This window comes from Streptomyces sp. HUAS ZL42, assembly GCF_040782645.1.
Taxonomy (GTDB): Bacteria; Actinomycetota; Actinomycetes; order Streptomycetales; family Streptomycetaceae; genus Streptomyces.
Genome location: NZ_CP160403.1, coordinates 5,021,109 through 5,039,044 on the forward strand (window position 1 = coordinate 5,021,109; position 17,936 = coordinate 5,039,044).

The window sequence follows — 17,936 nt, forward strand, 5'->3', positions numbered from 1 at the left end:
ACTGTGACGAGTATGAGTGGCGACGAGCTCGACCCCGCAGACCAGTGGCCGCTGCCGCCCGCCTGGATGTGGGACTGCGCCGAATGCGTGCGGATGTACGAGGCGATGAGAGGCATCCAGGCCGAGATCGCGGGGCTGGTGGCCGAGGATCCCACGGTGGACTGGGACTTCACGGACAGCATCGTGGGGACGCAGATCCGCCTCAGCCGGCATCTGGCCGACGCCCACGCCGAGTCGCTGCCCGACTGGGACCCGTCGTGCCGTACGTGCGCCGAGCACCGGGAGCGGCTGTCGAAGGCGGAGCGGACGCCGGACCCGAGGGCCGGGGCGGTCATGGTGGCCGAGGAGCACCGGGCCCGCCATCTGTTCGCCCCGCCCCGCACCGTCGGCCTCATGTAGGGCCGCGCAGGTCCGCGGCAGCGACTCCCCCTGCACCGCCTGGTGGTCGGAGCCGGTCCCGATGTGGGCGAGGTCGAGGGCCACGGCCGTACGATCCCGTGCATCCCCAGCTCCCCGAGGACCGTCCAGCGGTCGGCGCCCGCCGCGGTCCGGCCGGTGGGGCGGTAGGGGATCTCGGGGTACGCGTCGACGTCCAGGAAGTCCACGGAGCGCAGGTGGGTGGCACGCGTGCCGTTGCCGGTGTCGACGGAGACTGCCCGGACGACCACGGCCACCCGGGACTTGGTGACGTACGGCGCGACCTCGATGGCGCCCGCGAACTCCGTGAACCGCCCGCGCACGCTGGAGATGCGCGGCCCGGGCGGCGGCAGCTCCGTTCCGCCCTGCCGGGCCGGCGTCACCGTCCCGACCCGGTCCGGCGGCGGGCGCGTAGCCGACGTCCGTGACGACGACGGTGTACGCGCCGACGGCCAGGGTGGTGTCGTTCCGCACCACGCCCTCCGCGTCGTCCCGGCGTCCGCACCGTCACGGTGACGAGCGCGTGCGACACGGCCCATCCGTCCCGGCTCGGCGAGGTCCTTCGCGATCACCATCTCGTCCGCGCCCTGGCGTGCCACCGAGACTCCGCAGAGCCGGCCTCCCGCGTCCTGCACGCCGTCGGCGACCACCTTCATCAGGCCGACGTCCGAACCGCCCCGGACGAGGGTGTGACCGCCCTTGCCCAGCAGGTGCGGATCCTCGCGGTCAGTGCCGTCTCACACAACTCCTCACAAGTGACCGGCCCGTGGCGAGGGCATGCCTCCGCTCGGAGCGCGCCGCCCGCCACGGGCCGGGGCCGTACTACTCGCCGGGGTGGGCGAGTTCGATGTCGTGGTCGTCGACGCCGCCGCCGAGGTTCAGCGCGGTGGCCACCGGCGGATAGCCCGTCGCGATGACCGTGTACTCGCCGCGGTCCAGGTCGGCGAAGGCGTACGCCCCGTCCGTGCCGGTCGTCGCCGTGCCGACGACGTTGCCCGCCCCGTCGACCAGCGTCACGCGGGCGTCGGCCAGCGGACCGTGCGGCGACCGTACGACGCCCTGGACGCGGGCTCCGGCGTCGAGCTCGACCTCGATCCGGGTGACCCCGGTGCCGCCCACCTCGACGGGCAGGGCGCGTGGCCGGAACCCGGCGGCGTTCACCGCGACGGTCACGGCACCCGGCACCAGTTCGGCGAAGGAGAACTCCCCCTGTTCTCCGGAGAAGCCGGTGGCCAGCAGGTCCCCGCGCACGTCGGTGACGATCACCATCGCGTCCTTGACCGGCCCGCCCGTCTCCGCGGCCCGCACGACACCGCCCAGCCCGCTGGTGCCGCTGAACAGGATGTCGTACGCCACCGGCTCGTCGCCGTCCACGACGACCGTGGACGCCTGCGGCTGGAACCCGTCGGCGGAGGCGATCAGGACGTACGAACCCGCGCCCGGCGCGTCCACCGCGTACGAGCCGTCGGCCTGCGCGATCGAGCGCCCCAGCCGGCGCCCCGCGAGCGAGACGAGGGTGACCGCGGCCCGCGGGACGGGCGCGCTCTCGGTGCCGCGGACGAAGCCGCGCACCGGGATGCCGCCGGATCCGGCGCTCTCCTCGGGACGGGCCACCGTGGTGACCGCTGCGATCCGCTTGCCCTCCGGACCGGTGGGGACGTCGGCGGTGACGGCCCAGCTCGGGACCCTCTCGGCCACCGGGCCGACCGTGGGCTCCGCGGTCGCCGGGGCCTCCTCCGCCGCCGCCTGTGCCATCGCACCCTTCGTCCTCAGCGGGACCTCCTTGATGAACAGCGTGATCAGGAAGGCGAGCAGGGCCAGGCCCCCCGCGATCAGGAACACGTCCGCGATGCCGTGGCCGTACGCGCTCTCCATCACCGTGCGCAGCGGCGCGGGCAGCTTGTCCATGTCCGGGATCTCGCCGGTGGAGCTCGAACCGGACGCCAGAGCGGCGTACTTGGGGCCGAGACCGGCGATGCCGTCCTTGGCGTAGTCGGTGATGCGGTTGGCCATGACGGCACCCAGCGCCGAGACGCCCATCGCACCGCCGAGGGACCGGAAGAAGGTGACGGTGGAGCTGGCCGAGCCGAGGTCGCTCGGGTCCACCTGGTTCTGCGTGGACAGCACCAGGTTCTGCATCATCATGCCGACGCCGAGACCGAGCAGGGCCATGAAGACGGCGGTCTTCCAGTACTCGGTGTCGTAGCGGATGGTGCCCAGCAGCCCGAGGCCCGCCGTGATGAGCACACCACCGCCGACCAGCCAGGCCTTCCACTTCCCTGTGCGGGTGATGAGCTGCCCGGAGACGGTGGAGGAGACGAACAGACCGCCGATCATCGGGATCGTCAGGACGCCGGACATGGTTGGGGACTCGTTGCGGGCCAGCTGGAAGTACTGGGCGAAGAAGACCGTGCCGGAGAACATCGCGACGCCCACGAACATCGAGGCGAGCGACGACAGGGTGATGGTGCGGTTGCGGAACAGCCGCAGCGGGATGATCGGCTCACCGGCCTTCGACTCGACGAGCACGAAGATCAGCCCCAGCACGACCGAGCCCGCGAGCATCGAGTACGTCTGCCACGACAGCCAGTCGTACTTGTCACCCGCGAAGGTGACCCAGACCAGCAGCAGCGAGACCGCCGCCGAGATGAAGAACGCGCCGGCCCAGTCGACCTTCACGTCCCGCTTCACGACCGGCAGATGCAGGGTCTTCTGCAGCACGATGAGCGCGATGACGGCGAACGGCACACCGACGTAGAAGCACCAGCGCCAGCCCAGCCACGAGGTGTCGGTGATGACACCGCCGAGCAGCGGGCCACCGACGGTGGCGACGGCGAAGGTCGCGCCGAGGTAGCCGGAGTAACGGCCGCGCTCCCGCGGGGAGATCATCGCCGCCATCACGATCTGCGCGAGGGCGGACAGACCGCCGACGCCGATGCCCTGCACGACACGGCAGGCGATCAGCATCCCGGCGTTCTGCGACAGACCGGCGGCCGCCGATCCGAGCACGTAGATCACCAGCGCGGTCTGGACGAGCGCCTTCTTGTTGTACAGGTCGGCGAGCTTGCCCCACAGGGGTGTGGCCGCCGTCATCGCCAGCAGCGTGGCGGTGACGACCCAGGTGTAGGCGGACTGGCCGCCGCCGAGGTCGCCGATGATCTGCGGGAGGGCGTTCGAGACGATCGTGGACGACAGGATCGCCACGAACATCCCGAGCAGCAGCCCGGAGAGCGCCTCCATGATCTGCCGGTGGGTCATCCGGACGCCGTCGGAGGAGCCTGTGGAGCCTCTCCCGTGCTTGGCGTGGGCCCGCACACCGGCTGGTGTGGTCGTTGCCATGGGCTTCCTTCTCTTAGGTGCTTGCGGGTGTACGGGTGGTCGGTTCTTCGCTCGCCGCAGTGGTGGGAGGCGACAGCCGGTGCGCGGCGGAACGGCAGTCGTCGAAGCTCGACCTGAGTCGTGCCATGAGCCGGGTGAGCTGGCCGACCTCGTCGTCGGTCCAGCCGGCGAGGCGCTCGGCGAGCATCCGTGAGGTCCGCCGGGACAGCTCGTCGAGCTGCGCCAGCCCGGCGGGGGTGAGGCGCAGGATGCGCGAGCGCTTGTCCGCCGGATCCGGGGAGCGCTCGATCCAGCCGCGCTCGGCGACGTGGGCGACATGGCGGCTGGTGACCGACATGTCCACGGCCAGCAGCTCGGCGAGCCTGCTCATGCGCATGTCGCCGTGGCGGGCGAGCAGCGTCAGGACGGCGGCGGAGCCGCTGGAGCAGTCGGTCGGCAGGATCCGTCCCATCTCCCGTTTCACGGCGCCGAAGGCGCTGAACTGACGGACCAGTTCCTCGTACTGCGCCTGCTCGGCCATCGCACCTCCCAAGTTTGTTGCTTAGGGCAACCATAAGCTGGTTGGTTGCTGCAGGCAAACAAAGGGGAGGGGTCCGGTACAAAAACTTGGCAAAGGCAAGTATTGCGAGCGTAAACAGCCAGGTGAGGACGGCCGGGATTCCGGGTCGCCCCCCACTTGGGCCACAACCGCGGATTCGCTAGTGTCTCGAGCCATGGCTAACACCCAGGACCCCCAGGGCAACTACGACCCCGCAGGCAGCACCCAGATGTTCCGCGCCTTCGTCGACGAGGGTCCCCAGGGCCGTCAGCAGGCGGCCGCGCCGGCCGGTCCCCGCGTAGGGCTGATCGTCGGCGTCATCGCCGTCGTGGCGATCGTCGCGGCCGTCGCCTGGCTGGCGCTGAAGTAGCGCGCGAGACGCATCGTCACTCGTACGGCGTCATTACTCCCATCGGACGGACACGTCCCGCGTCTCGACATGCATGCCCAGCGGCACGCGCCATGCGTCGACGCACACCGTCCAGGTCTTCTCCTCCGTTGCGCCGGCCGCGATCGGCGCGGGGAGTTCGCCGGTCGACTCGATCGTCGCCCAGTCGATGCCGAGCGCGCCGATGACGTGCGTCCCGAAGATCACCGTGCCCGAACGCACCGCGGCTCCCCCGGTGTTGCGGAACTCCAGGGTCACCTTCTCGCACCACCGCTTGTCCGTGGGTTCCCGAACGGGGTCGCTCACGCTGAGGGCGGCGGGCCCAGCAGGTGCCGTGGGAGCGCCCGTTGGTGTCGGAGAGGGTGACGTCCCGCTCGTGGCGGCGGGTGTGGCGCCGTCGTCCGGGGCGGCGGCGCTCCCGGTCGTACGGGGCACGCCGGGCGAGGGATCCGGGCCGTGTGGGGAACTGCCTTCCGGGGCAGGGGAGGTGTCCGGGCCGTCGGCCGGGTCGAGCGGCACCAGACGCACCCCGCCCGTCGGCGTCACCGCGGGGCCCCGTGGGGACGGACCGCCCGCCGCGCCCACGGCGACATAGCCGTCGTCGCCCCCGCCGCCCCCGCACGCGGCCAGAACCCCGCCCAGACAGAGGACGGCCGCCGACGCACCGAGTACGGCGCCCCGACGGCCATGTGTCCACGTCGTCGCCCGAAGCATCGCGCCATGGTGGCTGACGCTCCGTCAAATGGGAAGCCCCGAAGGGCGCTCCGTCAGTCCGAGATGAGGCCCTCGCGCAGCTGCGCCAGCGTCCGGGTCAGCAGCCGGGAGACGTGCATCTGGGAGATGCCGACCTCCTCGCCGATCTGCGACTGGGTCATGTTGGCGAAGAAGCGCAGCATGATGATGCGCCGCTCACGGGGCGGGAGCTTGGCGAGCAGGGGCTTCAGGGACTCGCGGTACTCGACGCCCTCCAGGGCGGTGTCCTCGTAGCCGAGGCGGTCCGCCAGGGAGCCCTCGCCGCCGTCGTCCTCCGGCGCCGGGGAGTCCAGCGAGGAGGCCGTGTACGCGTTGCCGACCGCGAGGCCGTCGACGACGTCCTCCTCCGACACGCCCAGGACCGCGGCGAGTTCGGTGACCGTCGGGGAGCGGTCCAGCTTCTGGGACAGCTCGTCGCTGGCCTTCGTCAGCGCCAGCCGCAGCTCCTGCAGTCGGCGGGGCACGCGCACCGACCACGAGGTGTCGCGGAAGAACCGCTTGATCTCGCCGACGACCGTCGGCATCGCGAACGTCGGGAACTCGACGCCCCGTTCGCAGTCGAAGCGGTCGATCGCCTTGATCAGGCCGATGGTGCCGACCTGGACGATGTCCTCCATCGGCTCGTTGCGGGAGCGGAAGCGGGCGGCGGCGTACCGCACCAGGGGGAGGTTGAGCTCGATCAGTGTGTCCCGGACGTACGCGCGCTCGGGGCTGTCCTCGTCGAGAGCGGCGAGCCGCAGGAAGAGGGAGCGGGACAGGGTGCGGGTGTCGATGGCTTCCGAGGAGAGGGCCGGGGCCGGCGCCGCCTCGAGGGCCGTAACTGCGTCGAACGCGGCGTCGGGCGCGGACTCGCTCTTCGTGAGCGTGAGCACCTTCGAGCTGCCCTGGTCTGCGGACATGCCACCCCCTTTGGGTCGCGGGACGGTCGTGGCGAACGCTCCTGCGAGGAACGCCAGCCTTCACCTGAATACCGGAGCCGAAGCCCCGGCAAACGCGCTTCCGGCAGAATGTCACATGTCGGCAACACGCTGTAGTGACATGTCGACATGAGAGTAACGAAACAGCCCTGGAAAGAGGGGGTGTGACGGTATTTCAGCCCAGATCTGTCGGGAACATCCCTGGTGAGCGATTCGCTCGTGCCGGTTACTACTCGATCCCGCGTGCGATAGTCCGTGTGTTCAGGCGTCGATCCGGTTCGCCGACCGGAGCCGCTGAAAGCTACGTGCCAGTAGCCGGGAAACATGCATCTGGGAGACGCCGAGTTCCGCGCTGATTTGCGACTGGGTGAGATTGCTGTAGTAGCGCAGGAGAAGGATTCTCTGCTCGCGTTCGGGAAGCTGGACGAGCAGGTGCCGAACGAGGTCCCGGTGCTCGACACCGTCCAGCGCGGGGTCCTCGTAGCCGAGCCGGTCGAGGAGGCCCGGCAGTCCGTCGCCCTCCTGCGCGGCCTCCAGCGAGGTCGCGTGGTACGACCGTCCGGCCTCGATGCAGGACATCACCTCCTCCTCGGTGATGCGCAGCCGGTCGGCGATCTCGGCGGTGGTCGGGGTACGGCCGAAGGCGGTCGTCAGGTCCTCGGTCGCGCCGTTCACCTGCACCCACAGCTCGTGCAGCCGGCGCGGGACGTGGATCGTGCGGACGTTGTCGCGGAAGTAGCGCTTGATCTCGCCGACGACCGTCGGCATCGCGAACGTCGGGAACTGCACACCCCGGTCCGGGTCGAAGCGGTCGATGGCGTTGATGAGCCCGATGGTGCCGACCTGGACCACGTCCTCCATCGGCTCGTTGCGGGAGCGAAAGCGGGCGGCGGCGTAGCGCACGAGCGGGAGGTTGGCCTCGATGAGCGCCGCGCGCACGCGGGTGTGCTCCGGCGTGCCCGGCTTGAGCTCCTTGAGCTGACCGAAGAGCACCTGGGTGAGGGCGCGGGTGTCGGCGCCGCGGCTGCGCTGCGGAGTGGTCGGTGCGGCAGACGGTGTTTCGAGGGGCAGTGCTTGAGGCGCAGTACTGGCCGACACGGTCAACTCCACCTCATGATCCATCAACTCATCCGTCAAAAGCGGTCATAGCATCACAAGACATGTGCACTGTGTGCAAGCACCGCATAACAACGTGTTGTGGGCAATGTGGTGTATAGGGGCGTGAAACGGCCCCGCACCATTCCGGTACGGGGCCGTTCGTGTGCGGTACGGCTCAGACCTCGTAGTCGGCGACCACCCAGGTGGCGAACTCCCGCCACAGGGCGACGCCCGCCTGGTGCGCCGGGTGCTCGAGGTAGCGCTTCAGGGCGTCCGCGTCGTCGACCGCCGAGTTGATGGCGAAGTCGTACGCGATGGGCCGGTCGCTGATGTTCCAGCCCAGCTCCCAGAAGCGCAGCTCCTCGATCCGGTCGCCGAGCGCCCGGAAGGCCGCTTCGCCCTCCGCGACGCGTGGGTCGTCGCGCTCGATGCCCTCGTTGAGCTTGAAGAGGACCAGGTGGCGGATCATGTGCACTCCTAGCTGCGGACTGCGGCGGGCCCTAGTTCGGCGCCCCGTTGGCGATCCACGTCATGAAGTCGCCGATGGCCTTGGCCGCGTCCGATATGCCCTCGAACCCTATCTGGACGTAGTCGGCGGCCTTGGCCGGGTTTGTGATGATCACGTACAGCGCGAAGACCACGAGTACGTAGACGGCGATCTTCTTCGCGTTCACCGCCATCGCGGCCTCCTCCGTCACTGATGCACCAAAAAAGACGGCCCATGATCGCACAAAGGGCCCCGTCTCTCGACGGGGCCCTTCTCCAGCGGTAGCGGAGGGATTTGAACCCTCGGTGACTTGCGCCACACTCGCTTTCGAGGCGAGCTCCTTCGGCCGCTCGGACACGCTACCGAGGGAGACCCTACAGCAAGGTGGGGCATGGTTTGAAATCGGTATTCGGCAACCCCGCCAGGGGTTCCGGAGACGTCAGCGGTTCCGGAAGAAGTCGGTGAGGAGGCGGGCGCAGTCCTCGGCGAGCACGCCCTCGATCACCTCGGGCCGGTGGTTGAGCCGCCGGTCCCGCAGGACGTCCCAGAGGGAGCCGACCGCGCCCGCCTTGTCGTCGCGGGCGCCGTAGACCACGCGGTCCACCCGGGACTGGACGATCGCGCCCGCGCACATCGTGCAGGGCTCGAGGGTGACCACCAGCGTGCAGCCGGACAGCCGCCACCCGCCCAGCTCCTCGGCCGCCCGCCGGATCGCCAGCACCTCGGCGTGGGCCGTCGGGTCGCCGGTGACCTCGCGCTCGTTGTGCCCGGCCGCGAGCAGGGTCGTACCGTCCGGGGCCAGGACGACGGCCCCGACGGGGACGTCCCCGCCCCGGAGGGCCAGCCCGGCCTCGTCCAGGGCACGCCGCATAGCGACCCGCCAGCGGTCGCGTACCGGGTCGGGGGCGGGGTTCGCCGTCAGCGGACGGTCTCCAGGACCTCCGAGGCGCCGAGCGCCTCGGCGATCTCGCCGAGCGCGTCCTCCGACAGCGACTTCAGCTCCTTCTCGCCGACACCCAGGTCGTCGAGGATCGCGGCGTCGCCGACCGGGCCGTGCGGCACCGCCTCCGCGGTGGAGCCGCCGTCCTCGGCGTCGTCGTCCTCGTCCTCACCGTCCTCGGTGCCGTCGAGGTCGAGGGAGTCCAGGTCGGCGTCGTCGTCGCCGGGCTCCCTCCCGAGCAGTTCGTCCGTGAGCAGGATCTCGCCGTACGAGCTGCGGGCTGCGGCCGCGGCGTCGGAGACGTAGATGCGAGGGTCTTCCTCGCCGTCGATGCGGACGACGCCGAACCACGAGTCCTCCTGCTCGATGAGCACAAGCACCGTGTCCTCGTCGGGAGAGGCTTCCCGGGCCAGGTCGGCCAGATCCGACAGGGTCTCCACATCGTCGAGCTCTGTGTCGCTCGCTTCCCACCCGTCTTCGGTGCGCGCGAGCAGTGCGGCGAAGTACACCGTGACTCTCCCACTGGTCATAGGCGTGCCGGTTGGGGGTCCCCCCGGCGGAGGTTACGGGCGGGGAGAGCTGTGCTCCGAGCCCCGCCCACTCGGAATCGTGGCAGAAACAAGGCGTTCAGGGGACGTCTTCGGCTCCCTGTGTCTGGCAGTTTTGATCGCGTGTCCGTGAGCACGTCAGTGACACGTCCGCAAGGGACTCACCAGCACACTCGTTGCCGCCACCTGCGGATCGTACGCGGCTTTCCAGTGCGACCACGCACGCCCACCCCCGCAACACCCGTGCCGTCGGGGATCTTCCCGGTATGCGCGGCTACCAGCGGAACGTCCTCATCCGCATCGCGTGTCGCAGCCGGGCCGTCTTCGCGCGGCGGGGCTGGACGCGGTCGCGCAACTCCCGCGCCTCGGCGAGTTCGCGCAGGAACTGGGCGCGGCGGCGCCGGCGCTCGGCGTCGCTCTCCCGCGGCGAGGTTTCCTCTTGCGGCTCAGGCAGATCGGGCATGGACGCACCTCCCCCGTCCGTCCTGACCACTTTCCCTCCGATGGGCGGTTTGACGCCAGCAGACGGCCCAATCCCGCGGCACGGGCTCAGCCGGGGCGTGTCCGGCGGATCAAGTCGCAGGAAAGCGGGGACCTGGTGCGGGGGCGTCCGGCCGATCCGACCCGGCTACTGTTGTGGACATGCGTCTCCACGTCGTCGACCACCCCCTGGTCGCCCACAAGCTCACCGCGCTGCGCGACCAGCGCACGGACTCCGCGACCTTCCGCCGTCTCGCCGACGAGCTGGTCACCCTGCTCGCCTACGAGGCCACGCGTGACGTGCGCACCGAGCAGGCCGACATCACCACGCCGGTCGCCCCGACCACCGGCGTCAAGCTCTCCCACCCGCGCCCGCTGGTGGTGCCGATCCTGCGGGCCGGCCTCGGCATGCTGGACGGCATGGTCCGGCTGCTGCCGACCGCCGAGGTGGGCTTCCTGGGCATGATCCGCAACGAGGAGACGCTACAGGCCTCCACGTACGCCACGCGCATGCCGGAGGACCTCTCGGGCCGTCAGGTGTACGTCCTGGACCCGATGCTCGCCACCGGCGGCACCCTGGTCGCGGCGATCCGCGAGCTGATCAAGCGCGGCGCCGACGACGTGACCGCGGTGGTGCTGCTCGCCGCCCCCGAGGGTGTCGAGGTCATGGAGCGCGAACTCGCGGGCACACCGGTCACGGTCGTCACGGCCGCGGTCGACGACCACCTCAACGAGCACGGCTACATCGTCCCCGGCCTGGGGGACGCGGGGGACCGGCTGTACGGCGCGGCGGAGTAGCGGCACCCCGCCGGCGCCGGATTGCGCGACCCACCTCCTGCGAGGCTCAGCAGCTCTTCTTCGTCGTGCTGGCCGTCGGCTGCGGCGCGCTGAGTGCGGCCAGCGCCTTCTCGGCATCCGCCTGCGCCGTGAGGTTCTTGAAGCCGGTGCCGAGGATGAGGTCGATCGCGGTGCCCTTGCGGGCCGCGTCGGTGCGGCGCTCGGCGGTGGTCAGTTGGGTGGCCAGGACCGGCAGCGAGGTGTTCAGGGAGGACGCGGGGCCGAGCAGTATCCCGGTGCCGGGGACCTTCTTGTCGTACTGCGCGGTCGCGTTCCCCACCTCGCCGATGCGGAAGCCGCGCTTCTTGAGTTCGTCGGCCGTCAGCTTGGCGAGCCCGCTGCGGGGCGTGGCGTTGAAGACATTGACGGTGATCTGCGCCGGCTTGGGCAGGGCGGCGGCCGTCGCACCGGCCGAGGGGCTCGCCGTCGTCGTGCAGTCCGCCGTGGGACCGGCCGCCGAGGCCGTCTTTCCACCACCGGTGAAGACGTCGATGAGCTGCAGGGTGCCCCAGCCGATGACACCGACCACGGCGGCGCACGCGACGGTGAGGAACACGAGCCTGCCGCGGCGCCGGGGAGGGCGCATCCGTGGGTACTTGTCCCCCGTGATCCGGTACTTGCCGCCCATGCCTGGGGGAGTCAGCATGCTCATGAGCGCAGCGTAGTGCGCTCGGGCGGCCATGCCTACTAGATGATCATTCGGTGCCGCGCAGGAGAACCCGAAAGGGCCAATCCTGGGGGTCAGTCCAGCTCGAGCACGCGCGCGTGCAGCACCTGGCGCTGTTGCAGGGCCGCCCGTACCGCGCGGTGCAGCCCGTCCTCGAGGTACAGGTCGCCCTGCCACTTCACGACGTGCGCGAAGAGGTCGCCGTAGAACGTGGAGTCCTCGGCGAGGAGTGTTTCCAGGTCGAGCTGCTGCTTGGTGGTCACCAGCTGATCGAGGCGGACCGGGCGCGGCGCGACGTCCGCCCACTGCCGGGTGCTTTCCCGGCCGTGGTCGGGGTACGGCCGGCCGTTTCCGATGCGCTTGAAGATCACACGGAAAGCCTACCGGTCCGCACGTTCCGGGCGCAGCCTCACTGCCCGGGCCGGGCGAGTCAAGTACGCGCAGATCTCGAGTGATACCGGTCAAAAGGGTGGATGTGGCTGGGGCTCACTCGCTGGGAGGCGTCGGCGAGCCGGACGCCGTCGCGCGGCGTCCGGCTCCCGGTCAGCCGCGTTTGTCCGGCTTCGCCGGTTGCGGCTTCGGTTCCTCCACCTGCGGCTTCGGTGTGCTGCGGACGGCCTCCGCGCGCAGCAGGGCGCGCAGGACCGCATACGGGTCCGATGGCATGGTCGTGCTCCTTGCGTCGTACTGACAGGCCGCAATTCCGGGTCTGTCAGCAGCGCAGGACCACCGTGCGCACGGTGTGCAGCGCGTACGGCGGACGCGGCGACTCCGGAAGGGGCCTGCCCTGCGGGACGCCGGGCGCGGGGTCCGGGAGGGGCGCCGGGCGCGCGGGTACGGCGGGACGGTCGGCGGCGCGGGCCGCCGGCCGTAGGGCCGTTTCGAGGACGCCGCACTCGGCGACCTCGCCGGACGCGACCGGGGCCGCGTGCGCCTGGGTGTGCGTGGCGGGCACCAGCAGCGCGAGCAGCAGCACGAGCACCCGCAGCCAGGCGCGGCTGCGCGGGAGGCCGGATGCGGTGCTCATGAAGGTTCGTCTCCCCGTTCGGCGGGTGCCGGGCAACGCCGCGGCCCCGAGATCCGCCCGCACGGGGGATGGCACGCGTGCGAACGGACGTCACAGCGTCTGCGGGACCTGGCGGGCCCGCCCGCGGATCGTGATCGCGACGACGATCTCGACGACGCCGACCACGACCAGCCAGATACCGCCGACCAGGGTGAGCACGGCGACCGATTCGAAGGGCGAGTCGATGAGCACGATCCCGGCGACGAAGGTGAGGATCCCGAGGAAGATCTGCCAGCCGCGGGCGGGCATGGACGCGTCGGAGGCGGCGGCCAGCGTCTGGGTGATCCCGCGGATGAGCCAGCCGATGCCGATCCACAGGGCGAGCAGCAGGATCGACTGCATGGAGCCGCGGAAGCAGAACAGGCCGAGCAGGATCGACAGCGCGCCGCTGGTGAAGGCGAGCACGCGCAGTGAGGTCGTCCGGTGTGTGCCGAAGGCGGAGGCCAGTTGGAACACGCCGCTGATCACGAGGTAGAGGCCGAAGAGGATGCCCGCGGCAAACAGGGAGGCGCCCGGCCACACCAGGACCAGGACGCCCAGGACCAGTGAGGCGACGCCGGTGGCCAGGATCACCTGCCAGGCGGCGCGGGAAAGGGCGTGCAGGGGGCCCTCGAACGGCGGTTCGGGTTCGTGCCGGCCGGGTGGGCGCTCGGCGTGGACCTTGCGGTCGTCGTAGTCCGGGCCCCAGGGGGAGCCGCTCGGTGGCTCGGTCATGGTCCATGCTTGGACCGTCCGCGACGGGCCCGCCACCGGGGGCGGGCCACCCGACTTACCTTCTGGCGGCCTTCGAGGCCGCTGTCACTTCCGGGCTGCCTTCGCCGCCTTGGTCGCCGCCTTCATCTCCTGTTTGTGCGCGCGCACCTTGGCCAGCGACTCGGGGCCGGTGATGTCGGCGACGGAGCGGAAGGACTTCGGCTCGCCGTAGGCGCCCGCGGCCTCCTGCCACCCCTCGGGCCGGACGCCGAGCTGCTTGCCCAGCAGGGCGAGGAAGATCTGTGCCTTCTGCTTGCCGAACCCGGGCAGTCCCTGGAGGCGTCGCAGCAGTTCCCGTCCCTCGCCGACGCCCTTCCAGACGAGTTCGGCGTTCCCGTCGTAGTGCTCGACGAGGTACTGGCACAGCTGCTGGATCCGCTTGGCCATCGAGCCGGGGTAGCGGTGGACGGCCGGCTTCTCCGACAGCAGGGCGGCGAAGGCCTCCGGGTCCTGGGCGGCGATCTCGTGCGCGTCCAGGTCGTCGGTGCCCATCCGCTTCGCGATGGTCGACGGCCCCTTGAACGCCCACTCCATCGGAACCTGCTGGTCGAGCAGCATCCCGACGAGCGCGGCGAGCGGGGAGCGCCCGAGGAGCTCGTCGGCATCGGGGTCCTGGGCGAGGTGAAGGGTGACGTTCATGGGTCGATGATCCCGCGTGCGGGGGCGTGCCGCGCGATGTGGGGTGGCGCGATGTGCGGGGTCAGGTCGCGCGCCAGTACCCCAGCGCGTGCACGCGCTGCCTGGGGACGCCCAGGTCCTTGCGGACGTACGAGGCCAGGGTGCGGGTCGTGGCGGTGTCGCAGGCCATCCACACGTACGGGTCCGAGGCGCCCTCGATCAGGCCGGGGAGGTCCTTGCGCACGTGCTCGACAAGGAGCGCGCCCGCGTCCCGCCGGGGGATGTGCCGCACCTCGTGCAGGGCCGGGTCGGCGCGGAAGGGCAGTCCGTCGAAGGAGCCCTCGAACCAGACGGTCGCCGGGACGGAGCGGAACTCCCCGAGCAGGGAGTTGAGTGCGGGCAGCGACGCCGGGTCGCCGATCGCGAAGACGTGCGAGGGCTCGGGCCGGGGCCGCTGGAAGCCCGTGCCCTGGACCGTCGCCTCGATGGTGTCGCCGGGCTTCGCCGCCCGTGCCCAGTCGCCGGCGCATCCCTCGTGGAGTGCGAACTCGAGGCTGAAGGTGCCGGCCGCCGGATCCGGGTCGACCAGCGTGTAGGCGCGCTGGTGCGGCCGGCCCGCGTTGACGAACCACAGCCGGACCCACATCGTCGGGTGGACGCCGACGGCCTCGAGCAGGCCGCCATCGGTGAGGTGCAGCCGCCGGTAGTCCGGGGTGACGTCCTCGGCGCCGGTGACGGTGAGGGTGAAGTCCTTGGCGCGCATCAGCCGGAGGACCGCGCCCTCCCATCCGCGACCCTGCGCCATCGTTTCTCCACCCCTCGCGTACGATTCCGGCAAACGTCTACTTAGGCAAGGCTAACCTAAAGCAAAGAGGGGCCGCAGGGTGACCACCGAGATCCACAGAGATGCCTGGGGTGTCCCGCACCTGCGCGCGGACGACGTTCTCGCGCTCGCCCGCGCCCAGGGCCGGGTCACCGCCCGTGACCGGGCCTGGCAGCTGGAGGTCGAGCGGCACCGGGCGCAGGGCACGTCGGCGGCCTTCCTCGGTACCGAGGCCCTGTCCTGGGACCGGTTCGCCCGCCGCGCCCGCATCGACGACACGGCCCGGCGCTGCTGGGCGGCCCTGGAGGAACGGGACCCGGAGACGGCGGAGTGGGTCCGGGCGTACGCCGACGGCGTCAACGAGGGGCTGGCTGAGGCCGAGGCCCCGGAGTTCGGCACCACCGGCCTCGCGCCCGGCGGTTGGGAGCCCTGGACCCCGCTCGGCGTCTGGCTGTCCACGCACATCCTGTTCGCCGGCTTCCCCGCCAAGCTGTGGCGCGAGGAGGCCGTCCGTCACCTGGGCCCCGGGGCGGTCGGGCTGTTCGCCACCGACGGCCCCGGCACCTCCGGCAGCAACGGCTGGCTGGTCGGCGGGGAGCGCACGGTCACCGGACAGGCCGTCATCGCGGGCGACCCGCACCGCTTCATCGAGGATCCCGGCGTCTACCAGCAGATCCGCCTGGCCTGCCCCGAGTTCGACGTCGTCGGCCTCGCCGTGCCCGGCGTCCCGGGCATCGCCCACTTCGGCCACACCGGCACGGTCGCCTGGGCCATCACCAACGCCATGGCCGACTACCAGGATCTCTATCGGGAGCGCCTGCGGCGCACCGGCGCGGGCGTGGAGGCCCTCGGCCCGGACGGGGCCTGGCACCGGGCCGCCCGGCACACGGAGCCGGTCGAGGTGGCGGGGGAGGGGACGGTCGAGGTCGAGGTGATCGAGACCGCGCGGGGACCGGTGATCGCCGGCGGCCCGGAGGGGCTCGACGACGGCACGCCGGTCGCCCTGAGCCTGCGCTACCCGCCCCGCGTGACCGGGGACCTCGGCTTCGGCGCCCTGCTGCCGTTGCTGCGCGCCCGCCGGGTCGCCGACGTGGACCGTGCCTTCGACGCCTGGTCCGAGCCGGTCAACGTCGTCCAGGCCGCCGACACGGAGGGCGGCCTGCTGCACCGGGTCGCGGGCAGGGTGCCGGTCCGCTCCACGGCCAACCGCACCCGCGCGGTGCCCGCCTGGGAGCCCGGCCACGACTGGAACGGCTGGCACGAGATGCCCCGCGCCGGTCTGACCGACGGCATCGCGGTGATGGCCAACCAGCGCGGCCCTGCCGCCCCGCTCGGCGTCGAGTTCGCCCCGCCGCACCGCGCCGACCGCATCCGCGCGCTCCTCGACGAGCGCGAGGAGTGGTCGGCGGCGGACATGCCCGCGATCCACACCGACACGCATCTCGCCTCCGCAGCGCCCCTGCTGAACCATGTGGCGGACCTGGAGAACCTGTCCGACGACGCCGCCCGGGTCAGGGACCGCCTGGTGGGCTGGAACCGCCGTATGGACGCGGACAGCCAGGAGGCGGCGCTGTACGCGGCGGTGCGCGGTGCGGTCGTACGCCGTCTCGCGGCCGAGCCCGCCTTCGCCGCGCTGACGACGCCGCCCGCCTACCCGGAGGTCCTCCTCCCCTGGCTCGCCCTCGTCCCGCGGATCGCCTTCGCGCTCGAACACCTGCTGGCGGCGGAGGAGCTGTACGGCATCGACCGTCCGGCGATCGTCCGTGCGGCCCTCGAGGAGGTGGCCGGGAAGCCGGCCGCCCGGTGGGGCGACACCCACCGCCTCGCACCCTGGCGCGCGCTCGGCGACCCGGCGTACGACGCTCCGGCTCTGTCCGGCGACCACGACTGCGTGCTGTCCACCTCCGCCGTGCCCGGGTACACCGACCTCGCCGCGCGCGGCCCGGCCGCCCGCTACGTGTGGGACCTGGCCCGGCGCGAGGACAGCCGGTGGGTGGTGCCGTTCGGTGCGTCCGGCGTGCCCGGCACACCCCACCACCGCGACCAACTCCCCCTGTGGCTGGAGGGAAAGCTCGTCCCGGTCGTCACCGACTGGGACCGTCTCACGAAGGAGACCGATGTCTGACCGGCACAGCCCCGTCCACGAGCAGGTGCTCGACGGTTTCGGCACCGTGAGCATCCGCCCCCTCGACGCCCGCTCCGACGCCGAGGTGGTCCACGGCTGGGTGAGCGAGGAGCGGGCCGTCTTCTGGGGCATGAACGGCCTCACCAGGGACCAAGTGGCCGAGATCTACGCCCACATGGACACGCTCGACACCCATCACGCCTTCCTGGTGCTGAAGGACGGCGAACCGGTCGCTCTTCTGCAGACCTACGAGCCGGAGGCCGACCGGGTCGGCGAGTGCTACGAGATCGAGGTCGGGGACATCGGCGTCCACCTGCTCCTCGCCCCCGCCGGGCCTCGGGGCGCGCGTCCGGGCTGGACGGCGGCACTGCTGGACGCCCTCGCGTCGTACGTCCTGCTGGGCCTGGACCGGCGCCGGATCGTGGTCGACCCCGACGTGCGCAACGAGAAGGCGGTCGCCCGCTTCCTCCGGCAGGGCTTCGAGGCCGGCGAGGTCATCACCCTGCCGGAGATCGACCTTCCCGACGTGTACCTGCCGGAGAAGAAGGCACAACTGGCATTCCTCAGGCGGGCGGTAGCCTTCCCGGGGTGACTCCCGAAGAGCTCATCGCCCTGTACGGCCTGGAGCCGATCCCGCGCGAGGGCGGCCTGTTCCGCCAGACCTGGGCGGGACCCGAGCGCCCGGACGGCCGCCCGGAGGGCACCGCGATCGTCGCCCTGCTCACCGCCGACGACTTCTCCGCGCTGCACCGCCTGCCCACCGACGAGGTCTGGCACCACTACCTCGGCGACCCGCTGCGGCTGCTTCTGCTGGCCCCCGACGGCGCCTCCCGGACGGCCGTGCTGGGGCCGGACGTACTCGGCGGCCAGCACGTCCAGTTCACCGTGCCCGCGGGCACCTGGATGGGCGCGCGGGTCCTCGACGGCGGCGCGTGGACGTTCTTCGGCTGCACGATGGCGCCGGGGTTCACGTTCGAGGGCTACGAGCACGGGGACGCGGCGGAGCTCACGGCGCGTTATCCGGAGGAGGCGGACCGGATCGCGGGGCTGTGCCGTCCGTGACGGTGACCCCGGTGAGCTCCGCCGCGCTTTCGTCCGTAGGTATCCGAGAACGGCGAGTCCGGATACGGAGAAGTGACGTG

23 protein-coding genes, 1 tRNA gene and 1 pseudogene are annotated in these 17,936 nt (G+C 71.4%); 6 read left to right on the top strand and 19 right to left on the bottom strand.

Translation table 11 applies throughout. The features are described 5' to 3' along the window. Positions 1 to 12: 12 nt before the first annotated feature. Entirely contained in the window at positions 13 to 399 is a 387-nt protein-coding gene (locus ABZO29_RS23050) for a hypothetical protein (RefSeq protein ID WP_367326433.1), read from the top strand. 45 nt (positions 400 to 444) lie between these two features. On the opposite strand, the pseudogene ABZO29_RS23055 reads toward ABZO29_RS23050, so the two are convergent. The 3 genes and pseudogenes from ABZO29_RS23055 to ABZO29_RS23065 all read right to left on the bottom strand — a co-directional run. Continuing rightward, positions 445 to 949: pseudogene (locus ABZO29_RS23055) on the bottom strand (YceI family protein); the annotation flags it as partial. 290 nt (positions 950 to 1,239) lie between these two features. Beyond that, on the bottom strand, positions 1,240 to 3,756 hold the full coding sequence (locus ABZO29_RS23060) for an MFS transporter (protein ID WP_367322082.1): 2,517 nt from the start codon (positions 3,754 to 3,756) through the stop codon (positions 1,240 to 1,242). 13 nt (positions 3,757 to 3,769) lie between these two features. Next, on the bottom strand, positions 3,770 to 4,276 hold the full coding sequence (locus tag ABZO29_RS23065; RefSeq protein WP_367322083.1) for a MarR family winged helix-turn-helix transcriptional regulator: 507 nt from the start codon (positions 4,274 to 4,276) through the stop codon (positions 3,770 to 3,772). A gap of 193 nt (positions 4,277 to 4,469) precedes the next feature. On the opposite strand from ABZO29_RS23065, the gene ABZO29_RS23070 reads away from it, so the two are divergent. Then, positions 4,470 to 4,664: a hypothetical protein gene (locus tag ABZO29_RS23070; protein WP_367322084.1), complete on the top strand. Its 195-nt coding sequence runs from the start codon at positions 4,470 to 4,472 to the stop codon at positions 4,662 to 4,664. A gap of 33 nt (positions 4,665 to 4,697) precedes the next feature. Here ABZO29_RS23070 and ABZO29_RS23075 read toward each other — a convergent pair whose 3' ends face one another. From ABZO29_RS23075 to ABZO29_RS23115, 9 genes are all read right to left on the bottom strand, one after another. Further along, positions 4,698 to 5,396 carry a hypothetical protein gene (locus ABZO29_RS23075; RefSeq protein ID WP_367322085.1) on the bottom strand — a complete coding sequence of 233 codons (699 nt, stop codon included), beginning with the start codon at positions 5,394 to 5,396 and terminating at the stop codon, positions 4,698 to 4,700. A gap of 53 nt (positions 5,397 to 5,449) precedes the next feature. Then, positions 5,450 to 6,334, bottom strand: coding sequence for an RNA polymerase sigma factor SigF (locus tag ABZO29_RS23080; RefSeq protein ID WP_367322086.1), 885 nt, complete (start codon positions 6,332 to 6,334; stop codon positions 5,450 to 5,452). Positions 6,335 to 6,613: 279 nt separating this feature from the next. Next, positions 6,614 to 7,474, bottom strand: a complete 861-nt coding sequence (locus ABZO29_RS23085) for an RNA polymerase sigma factor SigF (protein ID WP_367322087.1) — start codon at positions 7,472 to 7,474, stop codon at positions 6,614 to 6,616. A gap of 151 nt (positions 7,475 to 7,625) precedes the next feature. Then, entirely contained in the window at positions 7,626 to 7,919 is a 294-nt protein-coding gene (locus tag ABZO29_RS23090; RefSeq protein ID WP_367322088.1) for a Dabb family protein, read from the bottom strand. Positions 7,920 to 7,950: 31 nt separating this feature from the next. Next, complete coding sequence (locus ABZO29_RS23095) at positions 7,951 to 8,130, bottom strand: hypothetical protein (RefSeq protein ID WP_367322089.1); 180 nt, start codon at positions 8,128 to 8,130, stop codon at positions 7,951 to 7,953. Positions 8,131 to 8,216: 86 nt separating this feature from the next. Continuing rightward, positions 8,217 to 8,301 (bottom strand) — tRNA-Ser (locus ABZO29_RS23100). A gap of 75 nt (positions 8,302 to 8,376) precedes the next feature. After that, a complete protein-coding gene (tadA, locus tag ABZO29_RS23105) occupies positions 8,377 to 8,808 on the bottom strand; it encodes a tRNA adenosine(34) deaminase TadA (protein ID WP_367322090.1) in 432 nt (143 codons plus the stop codon). A 47-nt stretch (positions 8,809 to 8,855) separates the two neighbouring features. Then, a complete protein-coding gene (locus ABZO29_RS23110) occupies positions 8,856 to 9,386 on the bottom strand; it encodes a hypothetical protein (RefSeq protein ID WP_367326205.1) in 531 nt (176 codons plus the stop codon). A 313-nt stretch (positions 9,387 to 9,699) separates the two neighbouring features. Beyond that, positions 9,700 to 9,888: a hypothetical protein gene (locus tag ABZO29_RS23115; protein WP_367322091.1), complete on the bottom strand. Its 189-nt coding sequence runs from the start codon at positions 9,886 to 9,888 to the stop codon at positions 9,700 to 9,702. Positions 9,889 to 10,067: 179 nt separating this feature from the next. On the opposite strand from ABZO29_RS23115, the gene upp reads away from it, so the two are divergent. Continuing rightward, a complete protein-coding gene (upp, locus tag ABZO29_RS23120) occupies positions 10,068 to 10,703 on the top strand; it encodes a uracil phosphoribosyltransferase (protein ID WP_367322092.1) in 636 nt (211 codons plus the stop codon). Positions 10,704 to 10,749: 46 nt separating this feature from the next. Here upp and ABZO29_RS23125 read toward each other — a convergent pair whose 3' ends face one another. The 7 genes from ABZO29_RS23125 to ABZO29_RS23155 form a co-directional block, all read right to left on the bottom strand. After that, positions 10,750 to 11,394: a LytR C-terminal domain-containing protein gene (locus ABZO29_RS23125; RefSeq protein WP_367322093.1), complete on the bottom strand. Its 645-nt coding sequence runs from the start codon at positions 11,392 to 11,394 to the stop codon at positions 10,750 to 10,752. 89 nt (positions 11,395 to 11,483) lie between these two features. Then, positions 11,484 to 11,780 (bottom strand): type II toxin-antitoxin system VapB family antitoxin, encoded by a 297-nt coding sequence (locus ABZO29_RS23130; RefSeq protein ID WP_004943146.1) that lies wholly within the window; start codon positions 11,778 to 11,780, stop codon positions 11,484 to 11,486. A 172-nt stretch (positions 11,781 to 11,952) separates the two neighbouring features. Then, positions 11,953 to 12,075: a hypothetical protein gene (locus tag ABZO29_RS23135; RefSeq protein WP_367322094.1), complete on the bottom strand. Its 123-nt coding sequence runs from the start codon at positions 12,073 to 12,075 to the stop codon at positions 11,953 to 11,955. A 46-nt stretch (positions 12,076 to 12,121) separates the two neighbouring features. Next, positions 12,122 to 12,436, bottom strand: coding sequence for a hypothetical protein (locus tag ABZO29_RS23140; protein ID WP_367322095.1), 315 nt, complete (start codon positions 12,434 to 12,436; stop codon positions 12,122 to 12,124). A gap of 90 nt (positions 12,437 to 12,526) precedes the next feature. Further along, positions 12,527 to 13,189: an HdeD family acid-resistance protein gene (locus ABZO29_RS23145; RefSeq protein WP_367322096.1), complete on the bottom strand. Its 663-nt coding sequence runs from the start codon at positions 13,187 to 13,189 to the stop codon at positions 12,527 to 12,529. Positions 13,190 to 13,273: 84 nt separating this feature from the next. After that, entirely contained in the window at positions 13,274 to 13,867 is a 594-nt protein-coding gene (locus ABZO29_RS23150) for an HhH-GPD-type base excision DNA repair protein (RefSeq protein WP_367322097.1), read from the bottom strand. A gap of 61 nt (positions 13,868 to 13,928) precedes the next feature. Beyond that, on the bottom strand, positions 13,929 to 14,651 hold the full coding sequence (locus ABZO29_RS23155) for a siderophore-interacting protein (protein WP_367322098.1): 723 nt from the start codon (positions 14,649 to 14,651) through the stop codon (positions 13,929 to 13,931). Positions 14,652 to 14,730: 79 nt separating this feature from the next. On the opposite strand from ABZO29_RS23155, the gene ABZO29_RS23160 reads away from it, so the two are divergent. From ABZO29_RS23160 to ABZO29_RS23170, 3 genes are read left to right on the top strand one after another with little or no spacing between them, the layout of a single operon-like run. Then, the gene (locus ABZO29_RS23160) at positions 14,731 to 16,794 is read left to right on the top strand and encodes a penicillin acylase family protein (protein WP_367322099.1); all 2,064 of its coding nucleotides are present in this window, start codon (positions 14,731 to 14,733) and stop codon (positions 16,792 to 16,794) included. Beyond that, the gene (locus ABZO29_RS23165) at positions 16,787 to 17,386 is read left to right on the top strand and encodes a GNAT family N-acetyltransferase (protein ID WP_367322100.1); all 600 of its coding nucleotides are present in this window, start codon (positions 16,787 to 16,789) and stop codon (positions 17,384 to 17,386) included. The genes ABZO29_RS23160 and ABZO29_RS23165 overlap by 8 nt, the downstream gene beginning before the upstream one ends. Further along, entirely contained in the window at positions 17,383 to 17,856 is a 474-nt protein-coding gene (locus ABZO29_RS23170) for a cupin domain-containing protein (protein WP_367322101.1), read from the top strand. The genes ABZO29_RS23165 and ABZO29_RS23170 overlap by 4 nt, the downstream gene beginning before the upstream one ends. The last annotated feature ends 80 nt before the right edge of the window (positions 17,857 to 17,936 follow it).